18 protein-coding genes and 1 pseudogene are annotated in these 13,308 nt (G+C 62.9%); 14 read left to right on the top strand and 5 right to left on the bottom strand.

From position 1 onward, the window contains the following. Positions 1 to 2: 2 nt before the first annotated feature. The 4 genes from minE (at position 3) to BGO64_RS17660 (ending at position 2,148) form a co-directional block, all read left to right on the top strand. Positions 3 to 272 (top strand): cell division topological specificity factor MinE, encoded by a 270-nt coding sequence (minE, locus tag BGO64_RS17675; RefSeq protein ID WP_010674646.1) that lies wholly within the window; start codon positions 3 to 5, stop codon positions 270 to 272. A gap of 180 nt (positions 273 to 452) precedes the next feature. Further along, positions 453 to 779, top strand: coding sequence for an HI1450 family dsDNA-mimic protein (locus tag BGO64_RS17670; RefSeq protein WP_029314491.1), 327 nt, complete (start codon positions 453 to 455; stop codon positions 777 to 779). A 53-nt stretch (positions 780 to 832) separates the two neighbouring features. Next, positions 833 to 1,540, top strand: a complete 708-nt coding sequence (mtgA, locus tag BGO64_RS17665; RefSeq protein WP_080767838.1) for a monofunctional biosynthetic peptidoglycan transglycosylase — start codon at positions 833 to 835, stop codon at positions 1,538 to 1,540. A gap of 284 nt (positions 1,541 to 1,824) precedes the next feature. Next, positions 1,825 to 2,148 (top strand): HI1450 family dsDNA-mimic protein, encoded by a 324-nt coding sequence (locus tag BGO64_RS17660; protein WP_010674643.1) that lies wholly within the window; start codon positions 1,825 to 1,827, stop codon positions 2,146 to 2,148. 45 nt (positions 2,149 to 2,193) lie between these two features. On the opposite strand, the gene BGO64_RS17655 is transcribed toward BGO64_RS17660, so the two are convergent. Beyond that, positions 2,194 to 2,505 carry a DUF1289 domain-containing protein gene (locus tag BGO64_RS17655; protein ID WP_045524812.1) on the bottom strand — a complete coding sequence of 104 codons (312 nt, stop codon included), beginning with the start codon at positions 2,503 to 2,505 and terminating at the stop codon, positions 2,194 to 2,196. Between the two features lies 1 nt (position 2,506). Then, complete coding sequence (locus BGO64_RS17650) at positions 2,507 to 3,376, bottom strand: CvfB family protein (protein ID WP_042014378.1); 870 nt, start codon at positions 3,374 to 3,376, stop codon at positions 2,507 to 2,509. Positions 3,377 to 3,647: 271 nt separating this feature from the next. Between BGO64_RS17650 and BGO64_RS17640 the strand changes: the two are divergent. The 4 genes and pseudogenes from BGO64_RS17640 (at position 3,648) to BGO64_RS17625 (ending at position 5,972) form a co-directional block, all read left to right on the top strand. Then, a pseudogene (locus tag BGO64_RS17640) lies at positions 3,648 to 4,825 on the top strand (UPF0149 family protein). A gap of 150 nt (positions 4,826 to 4,975) precedes the next feature. Continuing rightward, positions 4,976 to 5,446 carry a MarR family winged helix-turn-helix transcriptional regulator gene (locus tag BGO64_RS17635; protein WP_010674639.1) on the top strand — a complete coding sequence of 157 codons (471 nt, stop codon included), beginning with the start codon at positions 4,976 to 4,978 and terminating at the stop codon, positions 5,444 to 5,446. After that, a complete protein-coding gene (locus BGO64_RS17630) occupies positions 5,443 to 5,631 on the top strand; it encodes a DUF4250 domain-containing protein (RefSeq protein ID WP_043155974.1) in 189 nt (62 codons plus the stop codon). The genes BGO64_RS17635 and BGO64_RS17630 overlap by 4 nt, the downstream gene beginning before the upstream one ends. A 161-nt stretch (positions 5,632 to 5,792) precedes the next feature. Then, the gene (locus BGO64_RS17625) at positions 5,793 to 5,972 is read left to right on the top strand and encodes a hypothetical protein (protein ID WP_010674636.1); all 180 of its coding nucleotides are present in this window, start codon (positions 5,793 to 5,795) and stop codon (positions 5,970 to 5,972) included. Between the two features lie 91 nt (positions 5,973 to 6,063). Here the strand turns inward: BGO64_RS17625 and BGO64_RS17620 are convergent, their stop codons facing one another. Further along, on the bottom strand, positions 6,064 to 6,651 hold the full coding sequence (locus tag BGO64_RS17620) for an FMN-dependent NADH-azoreductase (RefSeq protein ID WP_010674635.1): 588 nt from the start codon (positions 6,649 to 6,651) through the stop codon (positions 6,064 to 6,066). Between the two features lie 226 nt (positions 6,652 to 6,877). On the opposite strand from BGO64_RS17620, the gene BGO64_RS17615 reads away from it, so the two are divergent. From BGO64_RS17615 to BGO64_RS17600, 4 genes are all read left to right on the top strand, one after another. Continuing rightward, positions 6,878 to 7,768 carry a DMT family transporter gene (locus tag BGO64_RS17615; RefSeq protein WP_286701098.1) on the top strand — a complete coding sequence of 297 codons (891 nt, stop codon included), beginning with the start codon at positions 6,878 to 6,880 and terminating at the stop codon, positions 7,766 to 7,768. A 73-nt stretch (positions 7,769 to 7,841) separates the two neighbouring features. Continuing rightward, positions 7,842 to 9,020, top strand: coding sequence for a formate-dependent phosphoribosylglycinamide formyltransferase (gene purT / locus BGO64_RS17610; protein WP_286701097.1), 1,179 nt, complete (start codon positions 7,842 to 7,844; stop codon positions 9,018 to 9,020). A gap of 128 nt (positions 9,021 to 9,148) precedes the next feature. Continuing rightward, entirely contained in the window at positions 9,149 to 9,808 is a 660-nt protein-coding gene (hxpB, locus tag BGO64_RS17605; protein ID WP_049636390.1) for a hexitol phosphatase HxpB, read from the top strand. Between the two features lie 136 nt (positions 9,809 to 9,944). Continuing rightward, a complete protein-coding gene (locus BGO64_RS17600; RefSeq protein WP_005336871.1) occupies positions 9,945 to 10,148 on the top strand; it encodes a CPXCG motif-containing cysteine-rich protein in 204 nt (67 codons plus the stop codon). Positions 10,149 to 10,226: 78 nt separating this feature from the next. Here BGO64_RS17600 and BGO64_RS17595 read toward each other — a convergent pair whose 3' ends face one another. Together BGO64_RS17595 and BGO64_RS17590 are read right to left on the bottom strand one after the other, a co-directional pair. Beyond that, positions 10,227 to 10,517, bottom strand: a complete 291-nt coding sequence (locus BGO64_RS17595) for a YciI family protein (RefSeq protein ID WP_029314482.1) — start codon at positions 10,515 to 10,517, stop codon at positions 10,227 to 10,229. 102 nt (positions 10,518 to 10,619) lie between these two features. Continuing rightward, positions 10,620 to 11,231, bottom strand: a complete 612-nt coding sequence (locus BGO64_RS17590; protein WP_039039091.1) for a riboflavin synthase — start codon at positions 11,229 to 11,231, stop codon at positions 10,620 to 10,622. 133 nt (positions 11,232 to 11,364) lie between these two features. Between BGO64_RS17590 and BGO64_RS17585 the strand changes: the two genes are divergently transcribed. Both BGO64_RS17585 and BGO64_RS17580 read left to right on the top strand, forming a co-directional pair. Beyond that, entirely contained in the window at positions 11,365 to 11,571 is a 207-nt protein-coding gene (locus BGO64_RS17585; protein ID WP_010674629.1) for a YaeP family protein, read from the top strand. A gap of 151 nt (positions 11,572 to 11,722) precedes the next feature. Beyond that, a complete protein-coding gene (locus BGO64_RS17580) occupies positions 11,723 to 13,102 on the top strand; it encodes an MATE family efflux transporter (RefSeq protein WP_029314480.1) in 1,380 nt (459 codons plus the stop codon). The last annotated feature ends 206 nt before the right edge of the window (positions 13,103 to 13,308 follow it).

Raw genomic sequence — 13,308 nt, 5'->3', positions numbered from 1 at the left:
GCATGTCATTATTGGATTATTTTCGTTCCAACAAGAAACAGAACACCGCACAACTGGCCAAAGAGCGGTTGCAGATCATCGTGGCTCACGAGCGTTCATCCAGAGGGGGGCCGGATTACCTGCCCCAGCTCAAGCAGGACATCCTCGACGTGATCCGCAAATACGTGCAGATCGACCCGGACAAGATCACCGTCCAGCTTGATCAGAAGAGTGACGAGTTGTCGGTGCTGGAGCTCAACATCACCTTCGCCGACGACCAGAAGAAGGGATGAGCTGACGCACCATGCGCGACCCCTTCCCCCAATGAAGACCGGATCCTTTCCCAGGATCCGGTTTTTTAATGCCTGGCGTCCCGGCATCTCGCCAAGGGCATCAGGGCCAGCTAGAATACCGCGCACCCCGAGGCGCTGCCGACGGACTTTCCCTCTCCCCTTATCTGGAACACGGCTTTTATGTCTTTGAATGACGAAATGCACAGCGTCGAGGAACTGCTCGACACCGCCCTCGAACTCTTCATGGAGCTGGCCTCCGACAACCTGCCCGAGCAGGAGATCGTCCGCTTCAATCAGGAGTTCAACGACCGCGGCCTGCTGGCGGAGACCGATCCCGCCGACGACTGGGCGGCTGACGTGGGGTTTGAGGTGAGCGACGCCGACTATGCCGAGATCTGGGTCGGTCTTGGCAACGAACAAGAAGAGTACGAGCACCTGTTTGCCCGCATGCTGCTCTCCCGCCGCGTTGACGAGAAGTTCTGCCACATCGAATGGCTGCCCCAATAATTCCGGATCCCGATGATCCTGGCCACTATGACTGGGACGGCGGGCCCGCGCCCGTGAGGCCTTCACGCAGACGGCGACTGCTGGGCTGGCTCGGCAAGCTGCTGCTGGCCGCCTTTGCGAGCACCATCGTCTCGGTCGCGCTGCTGCGCTTCATCGACCCCCCCATGTGGACCTGGCGCCTCGAACGCGCCCTGTTTCCCCCTGCCAAGGTGGCCGAGGTGAAGCACGACTGGGTGCCACTTGAGCAGATTTCCCGGGAGCTGCAACTGGCGGTGATCGCCGCTGAGGATCAGCGCTTTGCCGAACATCACGGTTTTGACATGGATGCCATCAGCTCGGCCCTCAGGCACAACCAGCAAAGCGGGCGGGTGCGCGGTGCCAGCACCCTCAGCCAGCAGACCGCCAAGAACCTCTTCATGTGGAGCGATCGCAGCTTCCTGCGCAAGGGGATAGAGGCCTGGTTCACCCTGTTGATGGAGCTGGGCTGGGACAAGTCCCGCATTCTCGAGGTGTATCTCAACATCGTGGAGTTCGGACCCGGCATCTATGGCGCCGAGGCGGCCGCCAGACACTACTTCGGCAAACCGGCGATACGCCTCACCCGCTACGAGGCCTCCCTGCTCGCCGCCGCCCTGCCCAACCCCTGGCGTTATCGGGTAAAGCCCCCCTCACCCTATGTGCAGCAGCGCTCGGCCTGGATCCGTCGTCAGATGGGTCAACTCGGGCAAGTCACCCTGAACCGGGTCCACGGCACAGAGTAGCGCCATCCTGCGGATCAGAGGCGGGCCCCAGATGGCCGCCGACGGTTTCCCGATGAAGGGGCAGATAGTGCCACCACCAGGTTTCGCGCCGCCGCTTGATCTGCCTTCTGTACTGTCGTCGCTTCATCTTGTCAGGCCGCCCCGTCACGCCGCCCCTGCTGGCGGCTCTGTTAACCTTATCCCCTGATCCCGCCATTTGACAGCACGGCGTCACCGCCCCCGGGCTGGCTGCCCATCCCAATACTTGTTAAAGTGGCGAACCTGGACGTATCTGGAGTGATTTCATGGAACAACGTAGCCCGGATCAGCTGGTCGAGTGGGCCTATGATCAGTTTCTGGAGCAGGCCGCCGACATGCTGGCCCCCGAACAAATCGTCGACATCACCCTCGAGTTCGAGCAACGTGGCGCGGTGGAGGCAACCCTGCCCAATGCCGACTGGTCAACCGAACTCGGCGAGCCGGTGGACATGGCACGTTGGGCCGAGGTCTGGGTCGGCTTGCTGGATCATCAGGACGAGTTCGAGGTGATCTACGCCACCTTCCTGCTCCCCCGGGATCAAAGCGAGCACGACGTGCATATCCGCTGGCACCGCCAGCAACAGGCATAAGAAAAGGCGCCCCAGGCGCCTTTTTCGTTTTTTGCGATGCCCGAGTCAGGGGCGTGTCGCGATGGCCTTGGCCAGACAGCGGCGACACCAGCAGGCGCTGGCATCGCTCATGGGCAACGCGGGAAGCTGGCTGCACCAGCAGCGCTCGATGGGTTCCCCCGCCGACACGGCGCAGAACGCCGGCTCGCCGCAGCCCGGGCAGGCATGGGTGCTCTTCGAGCCATCGAGCTCGGCCATGCGGGCCAGCTGGGCCTCGCTGTCCATGACGGACCACTGGCCTATCTCGGTCAGGGTGCGGCCACAACCGAGGCAGAGCCCCTCCTTGGCCCGGCAGTCACCGATGCAGGGACTCGGCACCTTATTCGTCCCCTGCCGGCGTGTCGGAGCCCACGAGGCGGATGCTGTGCTCCTCGATGACGATCTTGCCCTGCTTGTAGAGGCCGCCGATCGCTTTCTTGAAGGTGCCCTTGCTCATGCTGAACATCTTGTAGATGACGTCAGGATCGCTCTTGTCTCCCACCGCAAGGCTGCCCCCCTGCTTTTGCAGGCGCAGCAGAATGCGTGCGCCGGCGTCATCCATCCGGGCCAGCCCCGGCTTTTGCAGGGTCAGGTCCAGCTTGCCATCTTCGCGCACCTGCTTGACCCAGGCGGTCAGCGGTCGGCCCGTCATCACGCGGCCGAACACCTCGTTCTTGAACAGCATGCCGGCGTACTGGCCATTGACCACGGCCTTGATGCCAAGGGGGGTGTGCTCCCCCGGCAGCACCGTCACCTCGTCACCGCTCTTGAAAGGAGGGTCGATGCGCAGGAAGCGCTCCAGACGGCTGGTGCCGACCATGCGCCCTTCGTTGTCCAGCATCAGATGCACCAGATAGACATGGCCCACCTGCATCGGCTTGTTCTGCTCGCGGCTTGGTACGAAGAGATCCTTTTTCATGCCCCAGTCGAGGAAGGCACCAATCTTGTTGGCGTTGACCACCTTGAGACCGACGATGTCCCCCACCATGGCGAAGGGCTTGTCGGTGGTGATCACCGGCTCGCAATCCGCATCCAGATAGAGGAAGACGGACACCTCGCTCTCCTCGGCGACGCCTTCCGGCAACTGGCGCCTGGGCAGCAGCAGCTCGCCGTATTCCCCCGCCGCCAGCCAGGCGCCGCGCTCCTCGATCTCGACGACGGTCAGGGTGTTCATCTTGCCAATCTGTAACATGGTGATCTCTTCTTTCAATATCCGGATGGGCCCATCTCATGGAAGACCCGTCATATAGAGGTGCATCGCCTCCGTCGGATGAGAGAGGACGGGGCCGATTTATGTCATGCAGGCGCGCATGTTACCCCAGAGCGGCAGCAGGACCTAGCCCCTCCCCCCTGTGTCTGACCTCTTTTCCCGCTCCCGGGCGGCCAGATTGACGATATTAGCAGCATTCAGTTCCCTCTTTGCTGCAAATAACCCCACTTTTAGGTAGACTTCGCGGCCGTCAAATCCAGAGGAAGCGTCGATGAACCCAGCCACTCGAACCCGTCATCTCAATCAATGGATCCAGACCCACAGCCAGCAGGAGATGAGTTACCCCGCCCTGCACGGCTTCCTGTGCGCCCGTCTGACGGGGCCCGTAGCCCCCGACTGGCAAGATCCGCTGGCCGGCCTGCTGCCTCATGATACGGCACTGGACGAGAAGAGTGCCGAGGCGCTGCATCACCTGATCGCCGAGCTGGAAGCCCAGGCCGACGACGCGCAGCTAGCCCTGCCGAGCCAGTGTCGCCTCTCTACCGACAACCCGGAGCAGGTGTTTGACAAGCGCCATCCTCTGGGCCAATGGAGCTATGGCTTCAGTCAGGGGGTAGCCTGGTGGCCGAGCTCTGCCTGTTTCGCGACAAGCCCATGGCCATGATGCTGCACCAGGCTGCGGCCAGCGAGCTCCCCTTCCTCGATTTTTGCAAGCGTCAACGCCAGCAGATGAAGACGGCCCTCAACCTCCTGCTCGGCCAGGATCACTACGAGGCCGAGCCTGAAGAGAGCCCGTCCCTGGACAACGAGCAGACTCGCCAGTGGCAGCAGTGCTTCGAGCTGGCGGCAGAGAGCCGCGATCCCCTCGCTCGCCTTGGCTGGTTCGAGCGCATCATTGCCGATGCCAACCTCCTGTTCGATGAGGCATTCTGGCAAGCCCACGCGGGCCATGGCTGGCAGGTCCCCGAGGCACGCCCTCTGATCGCGGCCAGGGCCGGTCGAGCCGATTGCCTGCTGCGACTTGGGCAGCTTGGGCAGGCACGGGATGAGTACCTGGCCCTGCTCGCCCTCTGTCGCGCCGACGAGCCCGCTTGCCGCCACCCCCTCTCCACCCTCTATGCCTGGCAAGGGGAATGGGATGCCCTGCAACAACTGCTGGTGCGCTTTGATGAAGCCTCCTGCTGGCTGCTCTACAACGAGGCCTTGATGAGCTTTGTCTGCGAAGGGGAAGCGGCGGCGCGCCCTCATCTGGCGGCGGCAATGGAGGTCAATCCCCATGTGCCCGCCACTTTGCTGGGCCAGCGCCGCTTGCCCAAGCAGGAGCCTCGCCGCTGGCAGGGAGGCAGCCGTGACGAGGCGGCGCTCTACGCCTTGCAGAGTCGCGAGGCCTGGCTGACCCACAACGCCTTGATATGGCTGCGAAAGAGTGCGGGCAAGCAGGCCAGTTGAGACCCCAATTGCCGATTCGATGACAGAACACGTGCGCAAACGCACATTTTTCTGGTGACTGGTCAGACAAATGCCCCTGTGTTACGTATCATCAAGGCCAAAGTATCAAGAGAAACTGCACCCGATGCAGCCGCCACAGCAGGATGTCATATGTCGAAGATCATTGAGCTGCTCGCGCACTACCCTCCTTATCAGCTGGTTCACGCCGCTGAGATGGTGCGCGATACCTTTGAACAGTTTTATCAGCAGCGGTACCAACTCACCGTGCCCCAGTGGCGCCTGATGATGGTGCTCGGCCCCCACTACCCCATCAGCCAGAAGGAACTGGTGGAGGCGAGCGGCATGGACAAGGTACGGATCTCCCGCGAGATCCATCGTCTGGTGGAGAAAGGCATCCTGTTCACCGAGAACAGCGTGCAGGACAAGCGCATCAGCCTGGTCTCCTTCACCCCGGCGGGGCTCACCCTGTTCCAGCAGCTCAAGACGGAGGCGGGAAGCTGGCAGCACACCCTCACCGACTATCTGCCGGCCGAGGCGCGTCAGAGCATTCGCCTGCACCTGCAGAGCGTCAGCGATGCCATCGAACAACTTCACCTGCTGGACAACGAGCAACCCTCATGAAGCTGAACAACTTTGCCACCATGGATGTCAACATGCTGCTGAGCCTGGTCAACATGCAGCTGCGTGATCACTACGAGGATCTCGATGATCTTTGCCGGGCGCAGGATCTCGACAAGGAGGCCCTGGTCGCCAGGCTGGCCAGTGGCGATTTCCACTATCAGGAAGATCAGAAGCAGTTCAGATAGGGATCCGGATCACAACCCGACCCATGCCGCTGGCTCCGTCGGCAAAAGCTGCTAAGGTGGTGGCTACCCGGTCAGTTGATGTTCGCAAGAGGTATGGATACATCTTGTTGTCACAGACCGCGGTTAGCCTCTTGTTCACCACCCGCAGCCAAGGATGACCCATGATGCGCCTCATTCGACCAACCAGCCTGATCACCCTCTGCACATTGCTGGTGATCAGCCTCTTCCTCCCCCAGGTCCCCAACAGCGCCGAGCAGTGGCTCACCACCCTGCTGCTGGCCTCCCTGGTGGCGGTCTTTCTAATGGTCGGCAGCGGCTGCCGCCACTTCCTGCGCGAATAACGACGCCAGAGCGCGATGACTGCCCAAAAACAACAACGCAGCCCGAGGGCTGCGTTGTTGTTTCAGGATACTGGGGAGGCCCCGAGTCGCATCAGTAAGCCAGAGTTTCCAGCTGCTCCTTGGCCTGCTCGATCCCCTTGGCTTGCGCCTCCGGACCCATGCCCATGCCTTCGGCATAGATGAAGTCCACTTCGGTGATGCCGATGAAGCCCAGCACGGTACGCATGTAGGGGGTCACCAGGTCGGTGGCATTGCCCACGTGCATGCCGCCACGGGGGCTGACCACCAGGGCGCGGGTGTTCTCCACCAGGCCGACCGGACCGGTCTCGGTGTAACGGAAGGTCACGCCGGCACGTGCCACCAGATCGATCCAGTTTTTCAGCTGGGTCGGGATGTTGAAGTTGTACATGGGGGCCGCGATGATCACCAGATCGCTCGCCTTGAGCTCGGCGACCAGCTCGTCGGACTGGGCCAGCACCGCTTGCTGACGCTCGTTCAGGTTCTCGCCACCACGCAGGCCCATGGCCAGCTCGCCGTCCAGCACCGGCAGGTTCAGGGTCGCCAGATCGCGTACCTGGATGGTGTCACCCTGGCGCTCGGCCAGGTAGCCGTCGATCAGGGCGTTGGATTGGGAATACTGGCCCAGGATGCTGGACTTCAGAACGAGGATATTGGCCATGGTGAAACTCCATTTGATTGTCAATTGAACAGCCAGGCTGTCGATGGAGGTCACTATAAAGACTGGCATTAAAGCCTGATAGCGAAAATAGATGCTCAAGTCATTCAAAAAATTTGATGTCTGTGCATTTCCTCGGCAGAGAGGGGCTCATCAAACTCCGCACCCTTGGCATGACAAACGATTGCCGTTATGATCCGCCGCACTTTTTGTACGTGATCCGGATCTCATGACCTCCTCCCGCAGGCACTCCCCCTTTGCCGGCGCCGTCTGGATGATGGTGGCAGGCCTCTGCTTCGCCGCCGTCAACAGCCTGAGCCAGTATGTCAGCTTCACGCTCGGCCTCCCCTCGACCCAGGTCGCCTTTCACCAATATCTGATCGCCCTGGTCTGCCTGCTGCCCTGGCTGGTGCGCCACGGTCTGCGCCAGTCCCTGATGACGAACCAGCTGCGCCTGCACCTGCTGCGGGTCGCCCTTGCGGTGACCGGCATCCAGTTCTGGCTCTGGGCACTGGCGGTCCCCGTCCCCATCTGGCAGGGGATCGCGCTCTTGATGACCTCCCCCCTGTTTGCCACCCTGGGATCAGCCCTCTTTCTCAAAGAGCAAGTGAGCCGGGCCCGCATTCTCGCGACCCTGGCGGGGTTTGTGGGCGCCATGCTGATCCTGGCACCCTGGACCGACGACTTCACCCTGGTCTCCCTGCTGCCGGTGGCGGCCGCCCTCTTCTGGGCAGGCTACTCCTTGCTGGTGCGCTATCAGGCAGCCAGCGAGTCGTCCCACACCATCGTCGTCTACCTGCTCGTCTTCAGCACCCCGTTCAACGCCATGCTGGCGATCCCTGAATGGCAGTGGCCGAGCGAAACCCAGTGGCTGCTGGTGGCCGCCTCTGGTGTACTGTCGGCACTGGCCCAGATGTCCATCGCCCGCGCCTACAGCGTGGCGGAGGCCTCCTTCGTGCAACCTTTTGATTTTGCCAAGCTGCCCATGAACGTGCTGGCCGGCTGGCTGGTATTTGGCTGGGCGCCCCCCGGTCGCTTGTGGCTGGGGGCGGCCATCATCATCGGCGCCATCACCCTGCTCACCCATCTGGAGCAGCGCGCCCACCCACCCACTTCCTGAGGTACGCCATGCGTGCCTCTTTTTTTGCTCACCCGGATCAGCCCTGCTGACCACCGACCTCAGGAGAGATCAGATGTTTGGAACCGCCACCCGCCCCACTGCGACCCGCGCCCTGCTGCTGGGATCAGGCGAACTCGGCAAGGAGGTCGCCATCGAGCTGCAGCGGCTCGGTATCGAGGTGATCGCCGCCGACCGCTATGCCAACGCCCCCGCCATGCAGGTGGCCCACCAGGCCCGCGTGCTGGACATGCTGGATGGTGCCGCCCTGCGCGCCCTGGTGGCCGAGGTCAAGCCCGACCTCATCATCCCCGAGATTGAAGCCATCGCCACCGACACCCTGGCCGCCCTCGAGCAGGAAGGGGTTAAGGTGGTGCCCAATGCCCGCGCCACCCAGCTCACCATGAACCGGGAGGGGATCCGTCGCCTCGCCGCCGAAACCCTGGGGCTGCCCACCTCTGCCTACCGCTTTGCCCAGAGCAAGGAGGAGTTTGTGGCCGCCGTCGAGGCCATCGGCCTCCCCTGCGTGGTCAAACCGGTGATGAGCTCCTCCGGCAAGGGCCAGAGCCTGCTGCGCGATCTCGCCAGGCTGGATGAAAGCTGGACCTATGCCCAGGAGGGGGGCCGTGCCGGTCGTGGCAAGGTGATTGTCGAAGGCTTCGTTCCTTTCGAGTACGAGATCACCCTGCTCACGGTGCGCGCCGTCGATGGCATCCACTTCTGCGAGCCTATCGGCCATCGTCAGGAGGATGGCGACTACCGCGAATCCTGGCAGCCCCAGGCCATGAGCGAGCTGGCCCTGGCCCGCTCCAAGGAGGTGGCGGCCAAGGTGGTTGAAGCCCTTGGCGGCTACGGTCTGTTCGGGGTCGAGCTCTTCATCAGGGGTGACGAGGTGTGGTTCAGCGAAGTCTCCCCCCGCCCCCACGACACCGGCATGGTGACCCTGATCTCCCAGGATCTCTCCGAGTTCGCCCTGCACGTGCGCGCCATCCTGGGGCTGCCCGTCGGCACCATCACCCAGTACGGCCCGAGCGCCTCTGCCGTGGTGCTGCGGGAAGGCCACAGCCAGGATATCCGCTATCAGGGGATCGGCGAGGCACTGGCCCTGGTGCCCGGTGCCCAGTTGCGTCTCTTTGGCAAGCCGGAGATCGCCGGTCGTCGTCGCCTCGGGGTGACGCTCGCCCGTGGGCAGGATTGCCAGGAAGCCGTGGAGCAGGCCAAGACGGTGGCAGCCCAAGTCGAGGTACTGTTCTAGGCACTCCGCTTTACCACGCAAAAACAAACGTTTATCTGCGTGATCCGGCGCAAGGGGCAGGTGACTGCCCCTTTCCCATTGAAGCACCGGGCTTATAATCCCCCCTTCACCTATGTCAGGAGTACAAGATGTTAACTGCCGTGATCTTCGATATGGATGGTGTTCTGATCGACTCGGAACCCTTCTGGCAACGGGCACAGATGGCCGTCTTCGCCGAACTGGGCCACTTCCACACCGAGGAGGACTGCAACTCCACCATAGGGGTGCGCATCGATCAGCTGGTGGCCCACTGGTACCGGATCCGCCCCTGGAGCAGCCCCAGCCAGGAAGAGGTAGTACAGCGCATCCTGGATCAGGTGATCGCGCTCATCCTGCAAGAGGGACAGCCCAAGGCCGGGGTGCTGGAAGCGCTCGACCTCATCGAGGCCCAAGGGCTCAAGATCGGGCTCGCCACCTCCTCCCCGTTTGCCATGGTCGAGGCGGTGCTCGGCAAACTCGGCATCCAGGACCGTTTCATGGCGGTCCACTCCGCCGAAGTGGAGCGCTTTGGCAAACCCCACCCGGATGTCTATATCCACGCCGCCGAGAAGCTCGGCGTCGAGCCTGTGCACTGTCTCGCCATCGAGGACAGCTTCACCGGCCTGCTGGCGGCCAAGGCAGCCGCCATGACGGCGCTGATCGTGCCGGACCCGGCGCTGGTCGGCGATCCCCGTCTGGCCATCGCCAACCACGAGCTGCGATCTCTTGCCGAGCTGAACGCAGAGATGCTGGCCGGCTGGGTCAAGTAGGCAGCACCCTGGCGGACTGACCTCCTGCCTCCCTTGAGCCCGCTCATAAACGTGCGCTTGCTCGCGGTTGCGCCGTCCTGTGGCGACTAGAATCAGCAGGAGCACAGAGACGGCCCACGGGCCCGAGGAGGTCACCATGATCGAATACACCAGCAAGCGTATCGTCTGCCCCCACTGCGGCCACCACACCCGGGTCGAGCTGGATGCCAGCCAGGGGGATCAGGAGTTCTACGAAGATTGCATGGCCTGCTGCAACCCCATCCACCTGCGGCTGCACCGGGATGAAGCCCGCGACTGCCTGCAACTCTTCGTGGATGCCGACGACGAGCAGCTGTTCTGAATCCCCCTGTCCAGACACAGACAAAAACAAACGGGACCCTGTGGGTCCCGTTTGTTCTGGTGCCATCGTCAGGCTGGATCACGCCTCCCTCAAGCACGCCGCCTTCGCCGACGTCATGGTCGGAACAAACTCCACCACCTGATAATCGGCCGCCTCTGCCTGCTTGAAGGGATCCTCTGCCAGCATCGCCTCCAGGGCGTCTCGGCTCACTCCCTGCGCCAGTATGACGCCCCCGACTCGGGGTACCCGACGCCCGGACGCCAGAAAATGGCCTGCGGCATACTGCCGCTCCAGCCACGCAATGTGGGCCGGGATCAGGGCATCGATCTCCGCCAGCGGTTTCACATAAGTCAATGTCACGACAAACATAGAGAAGTCTCCAAGGCCCTGGGGCGGCGCCTCTTCCACAAGAGGACGCCTTTCCCGTGATGCCACCCTCCTCTTCGAACCCTGGGGGCAGCGCTCAGGTGGTTACTGGCGCGCCGCCAGCACCCGCTCCACCGTGTCGACGATGGCCTGGGTCTGGGGGTCAATCTCGATGTTGGTCCGCCAGCCGGCCTTGACCCAGCCCAGGTTGGTGCGGGCCAGGGTCTCGGGGATCAGGTTGACGCAGAACTCGCTGGCGCGCACCTCGCCCACGGTGAGGCTGATGCCGTCGATGCCGATGTAGCCCTTGGTCAGCACGTACTTCATGAGCGCAGGATCGAGGCGATACCACACCTGGCGGTTGTTGGGGGTGTCGATGACCGAGGTCACCTCGGCCGTCCCCATGATGTGGCCGGACATGGCATGGCCGCCAATCTCGTCCCCAAAGCGGGCGGCCCGCTCCACGTTGACCTTGTCACCCACCACCAGTTGCCCAAGGTTGGTGAGGCGCAGAGTCTCCTGCATCAGATCGAAGCTGACCAGATCCCCCTCCACCCGGGTGACGGTCAGGCAGCAGCCGTTGTGGGCTACCGAGGCCCCCAGGGCCAGCCCCTCGCCCCAGGCCGGGCTCGGCATGCGGATCACGTGGGTGCGAAAATTGGGCAGTGAATCGATGGCCACCAGTTCGGCGGTCCCTTGTACGATGCCGGTGAACATGAGTCTCTCCAGGCTGTGAAAATTGTCGGCAGGTTACCCCCGGCCACCTTGCAAGACAAGGGTGCCGGCTGACAAGGAGAAGCGCGATCGCTATAGTGACCCCAATCAATCCAGACTGAACGAGGAAACAAAAATGCAGGTATATCAATGCTGTGAAGCCATTCGCATCGCCTACAACCAGATTGGCTCCGGTGAGCAGGGTTATGTGCCCCAGGCCATTGCCGCCAGCATACGGGCGCTCAACGCCGTGGCCTCCGACGAGCGGGTACCGGCGGATCTGCGCGAGCAGGCGGCCTATGCCGCGGCCAACCTGCTGATCAGCGATCATGAAGACGCCTGATCCCGGCTACAAATCTGCCGCCGACCTTCCCCGTTGGCGGTTTTTCAGGCTAGAATGACACCCCCGCATTTTGTCTCCTCAGGACGAGGAGGCAGAAGCCCATCTCTCTTGCCCGCTCTTTCTCTTTTATCTGATCCACTCGGAGGTGTCAGTGCAACGTTATTGGTCCGAGGCGAAGCAGCTCGTTCGTCTAGCCAGCCCCATTCTGGTCGCCCAGGTGGCCCAGATCGCCATGAACTTCGTCGATACCGTGATGGCGGGACAGGTGAGCGCCGTGGATCTGGCCGCCGTGTCGGTGGCGTCCAGCTTCTGGTTGCCGATCATCTTGCTGGTGCAGGGCATCATCATGGCCCTCACCCCCATCGTTTCCCAGCTCAACGGCGCCCGCAAGCAGGACGAGGTGCGCCCCGCCGTGCACCAGGGCTTCTGGCTCGCCCTCATCGTCACGCCCATCGCCATGGTGGCACTCTACTTCAGCCCCCTGGCACTGCAGTTCATGGATGTGGATCCCGTCATGGCGGCCAAGACTGCCGGCTACCTGCACGCCATCCTGTGGGGCCTGCCCGCCTTCGTGATGTTCCAGGTGCTGCGCAACTTCAGTGAGGGGCTCTCCCACACCATGCCGACCATGGTTATCGGTTTCGTGGGGCTCGCGGTCAACATCCCCGCCAACTACATCTTCATTCACGGCCACTTTGGCATGCCGAAACTCGGCGGCGTCGGCTGCGGCGTGGCCACTGCCATCGTGCTCTGGGCCATGCTGCTGGCGATGATCGTCTATGTGAAGTGTTCTGCCCACTTCAAGCGCATCAACCTGTTCGCCCAGCTGGCACGCCCCAACGGCAGCCGGATCTGGCGCCTGTTTCGCCTGGGGTTTCCCATCGCCATGGCCATCTTCTGCGAGGTGACCCTGTTTACCGTGGTGGCCCTGATGCTGGCACCCTTCGGCGCGGAGACGGTGGCGAGTCACCAGATTGCGCTCAACTTCTCCAGCCTGGTCTTCATGCTGCCCCTCTCCATCGGTGTCGGCGTGACCATCCGGGTCGGTCACAACATAGGGGAAGGTCAACCGGATCAGGCCAGGGTCGCCGCCCGCACCGGCCTGATGCTGGGCATGGGCGTCGCCGCCGCGACCGCCGCCCTCACCGTGCTGCTGCGCGACCCCATCGCGGGGATCTACACCGACGACCTGCAGGTGATCGGCCTCGCCGCCACCCTGCTCTTCTTCGCCGCCATCTACCAGATCTCCGATTCGGTACAGGTGGTGGCCGCGGCGGCCCTGCGCGGTTACAAGGATACCCAGGCCATCTTCTACGTCACCATCGTCGCCTATTGGGGGCTGGGTCTGCCCACCGGCATGATCCTGGGGCTGACCGACTGGGTGGTACCGCGCATGGGCCCGCAGGGCTTCTGGATAGGCTTCATCGTCGGTCTCACCTCCGCCGCCCTGATGCTGGGCGCGCGGCTGCGCGTCATCTACGGCCGCTTCGCCAGCCCCGCGGCCTGCACCGCCCTCTCCCGGGCGCAATAGGGCGCGGCCAGGGGCACGGGGAGCCGCACTTTTGGGGCGGCTCGCCTGTAAAATCAACAGGCTGCACAAGAACTGGGCAAACAGTCTCCTTTGTGCATGTCCCTTGTTGACAGCCTTGGGGGCCATGGGTAGTATGCCGACCACGCCAGCAGTGCTGGCGGGATAAAACGGGTCTTCAGCCCGGTTTATGAAGTGGGTTTATAGCT

Source organism: Aeromonas sp. 62-46, from assembly GCF_001898585.1.
Classification (GTDB): domain Bacteria; phylum Pseudomonadota; class Gammaproteobacteria; order Enterobacterales; family Aeromonadaceae; genus Aeromonas; species Aeromonas caviae.
The sequence above is the reverse complement of the archived record's forward strand: the minus strand, read 5'-3'. Positions and strand labels throughout refer to the sequence as shown.

Excerpts from the sequence above, each read along its gene's own strand:
- minE (WP_010674646.1), top strand. The coding sequence starts at position 3 with ATGTCATTATTGGATTATTTTCGTTCCAACAAGAAACAGAACACCGCA.
- BGO64_RS17670 (WP_029314491.1), top strand. The coding sequence starts at position 453 with ATGTCTTTGAATGACGAAATGCACAGCGTCGAGGAACTGCTCGACACC.
- BGO64_RS17660 (WP_010674643.1), top strand. The coding sequence starts at position 1,825 with ATGGAACAACGTAGCCCGGATCAGCTGGTCGAGTGGGCCTATGATCAG.
- BGO64_RS17635 (WP_010674639.1), top strand. The coding sequence starts at position 4,976 with ATGTCGAAGATCATTGAGCTGCTCGCGCACTACCCTCCTTATCAGCTG.
- BGO64_RS17630 (WP_043155974.1), top strand. The coding sequence starts at position 5,443 with ATGAAGCTGAACAACTTTGCCACCATGGATGTCAACATGCTGCTGAGC.
- BGO64_RS17625 (WP_010674636.1), top strand. The coding sequence starts at position 5,793 with ATGATGCGCCTCATTCGACCAACCAGCCTGATCACCCTCTGCACATTG.
- BGO64_RS17620 (WP_010674635.1), bottom strand. The coding sequence starts at position 6,651 with ATGGCCAATATCCTCGTTCTGAAGTCCAGCATCCTGGGCCAGTATTCC.
- BGO64_RS17615 (WP_286701098.1), top strand. The coding sequence starts at position 6,878 with ATGACCTCCTCCCGCAGGCACTCCCCCTTTGCCGGCGCCGTCTGGATG.
- purT (WP_286701097.1), top strand. The coding sequence starts at position 7,842 with ATGTTTGGAACCGCCACCCGCCCCACTGCGACCCGCGCCCTGCTGCTG.
- hxpB (WP_049636390.1), top strand. The coding sequence starts at position 9,149 with ATGTTAACTGCCGTGATCTTCGATATGGATGGTGTTCTGATCGACTCG.
- BGO64_RS17600 (WP_005336871.1), top strand. The coding sequence starts at position 9,945 with ATGATCGAATACACCAGCAAGCGTATCGTCTGCCCCCACTGCGGCCAC.
- BGO64_RS17595 (WP_029314482.1), bottom strand. The coding sequence starts at position 10,517 with ATGTTTGTCGTGACATTGACTTATGTGAAACCGCTGGCGGAGATCGAT.
- BGO64_RS17590 (WP_039039091.1), bottom strand. The coding sequence starts at position 11,231 with ATGTTCACCGGCATCGTACAAGGGACCGCCGAACTGGTGGCCATCGAT.
- BGO64_RS17585 (WP_010674629.1), top strand. The coding sequence starts at position 11,365 with ATGCAGGTATATCAATGCTGTGAAGCCATTCGCATCGCCTACAACCAG.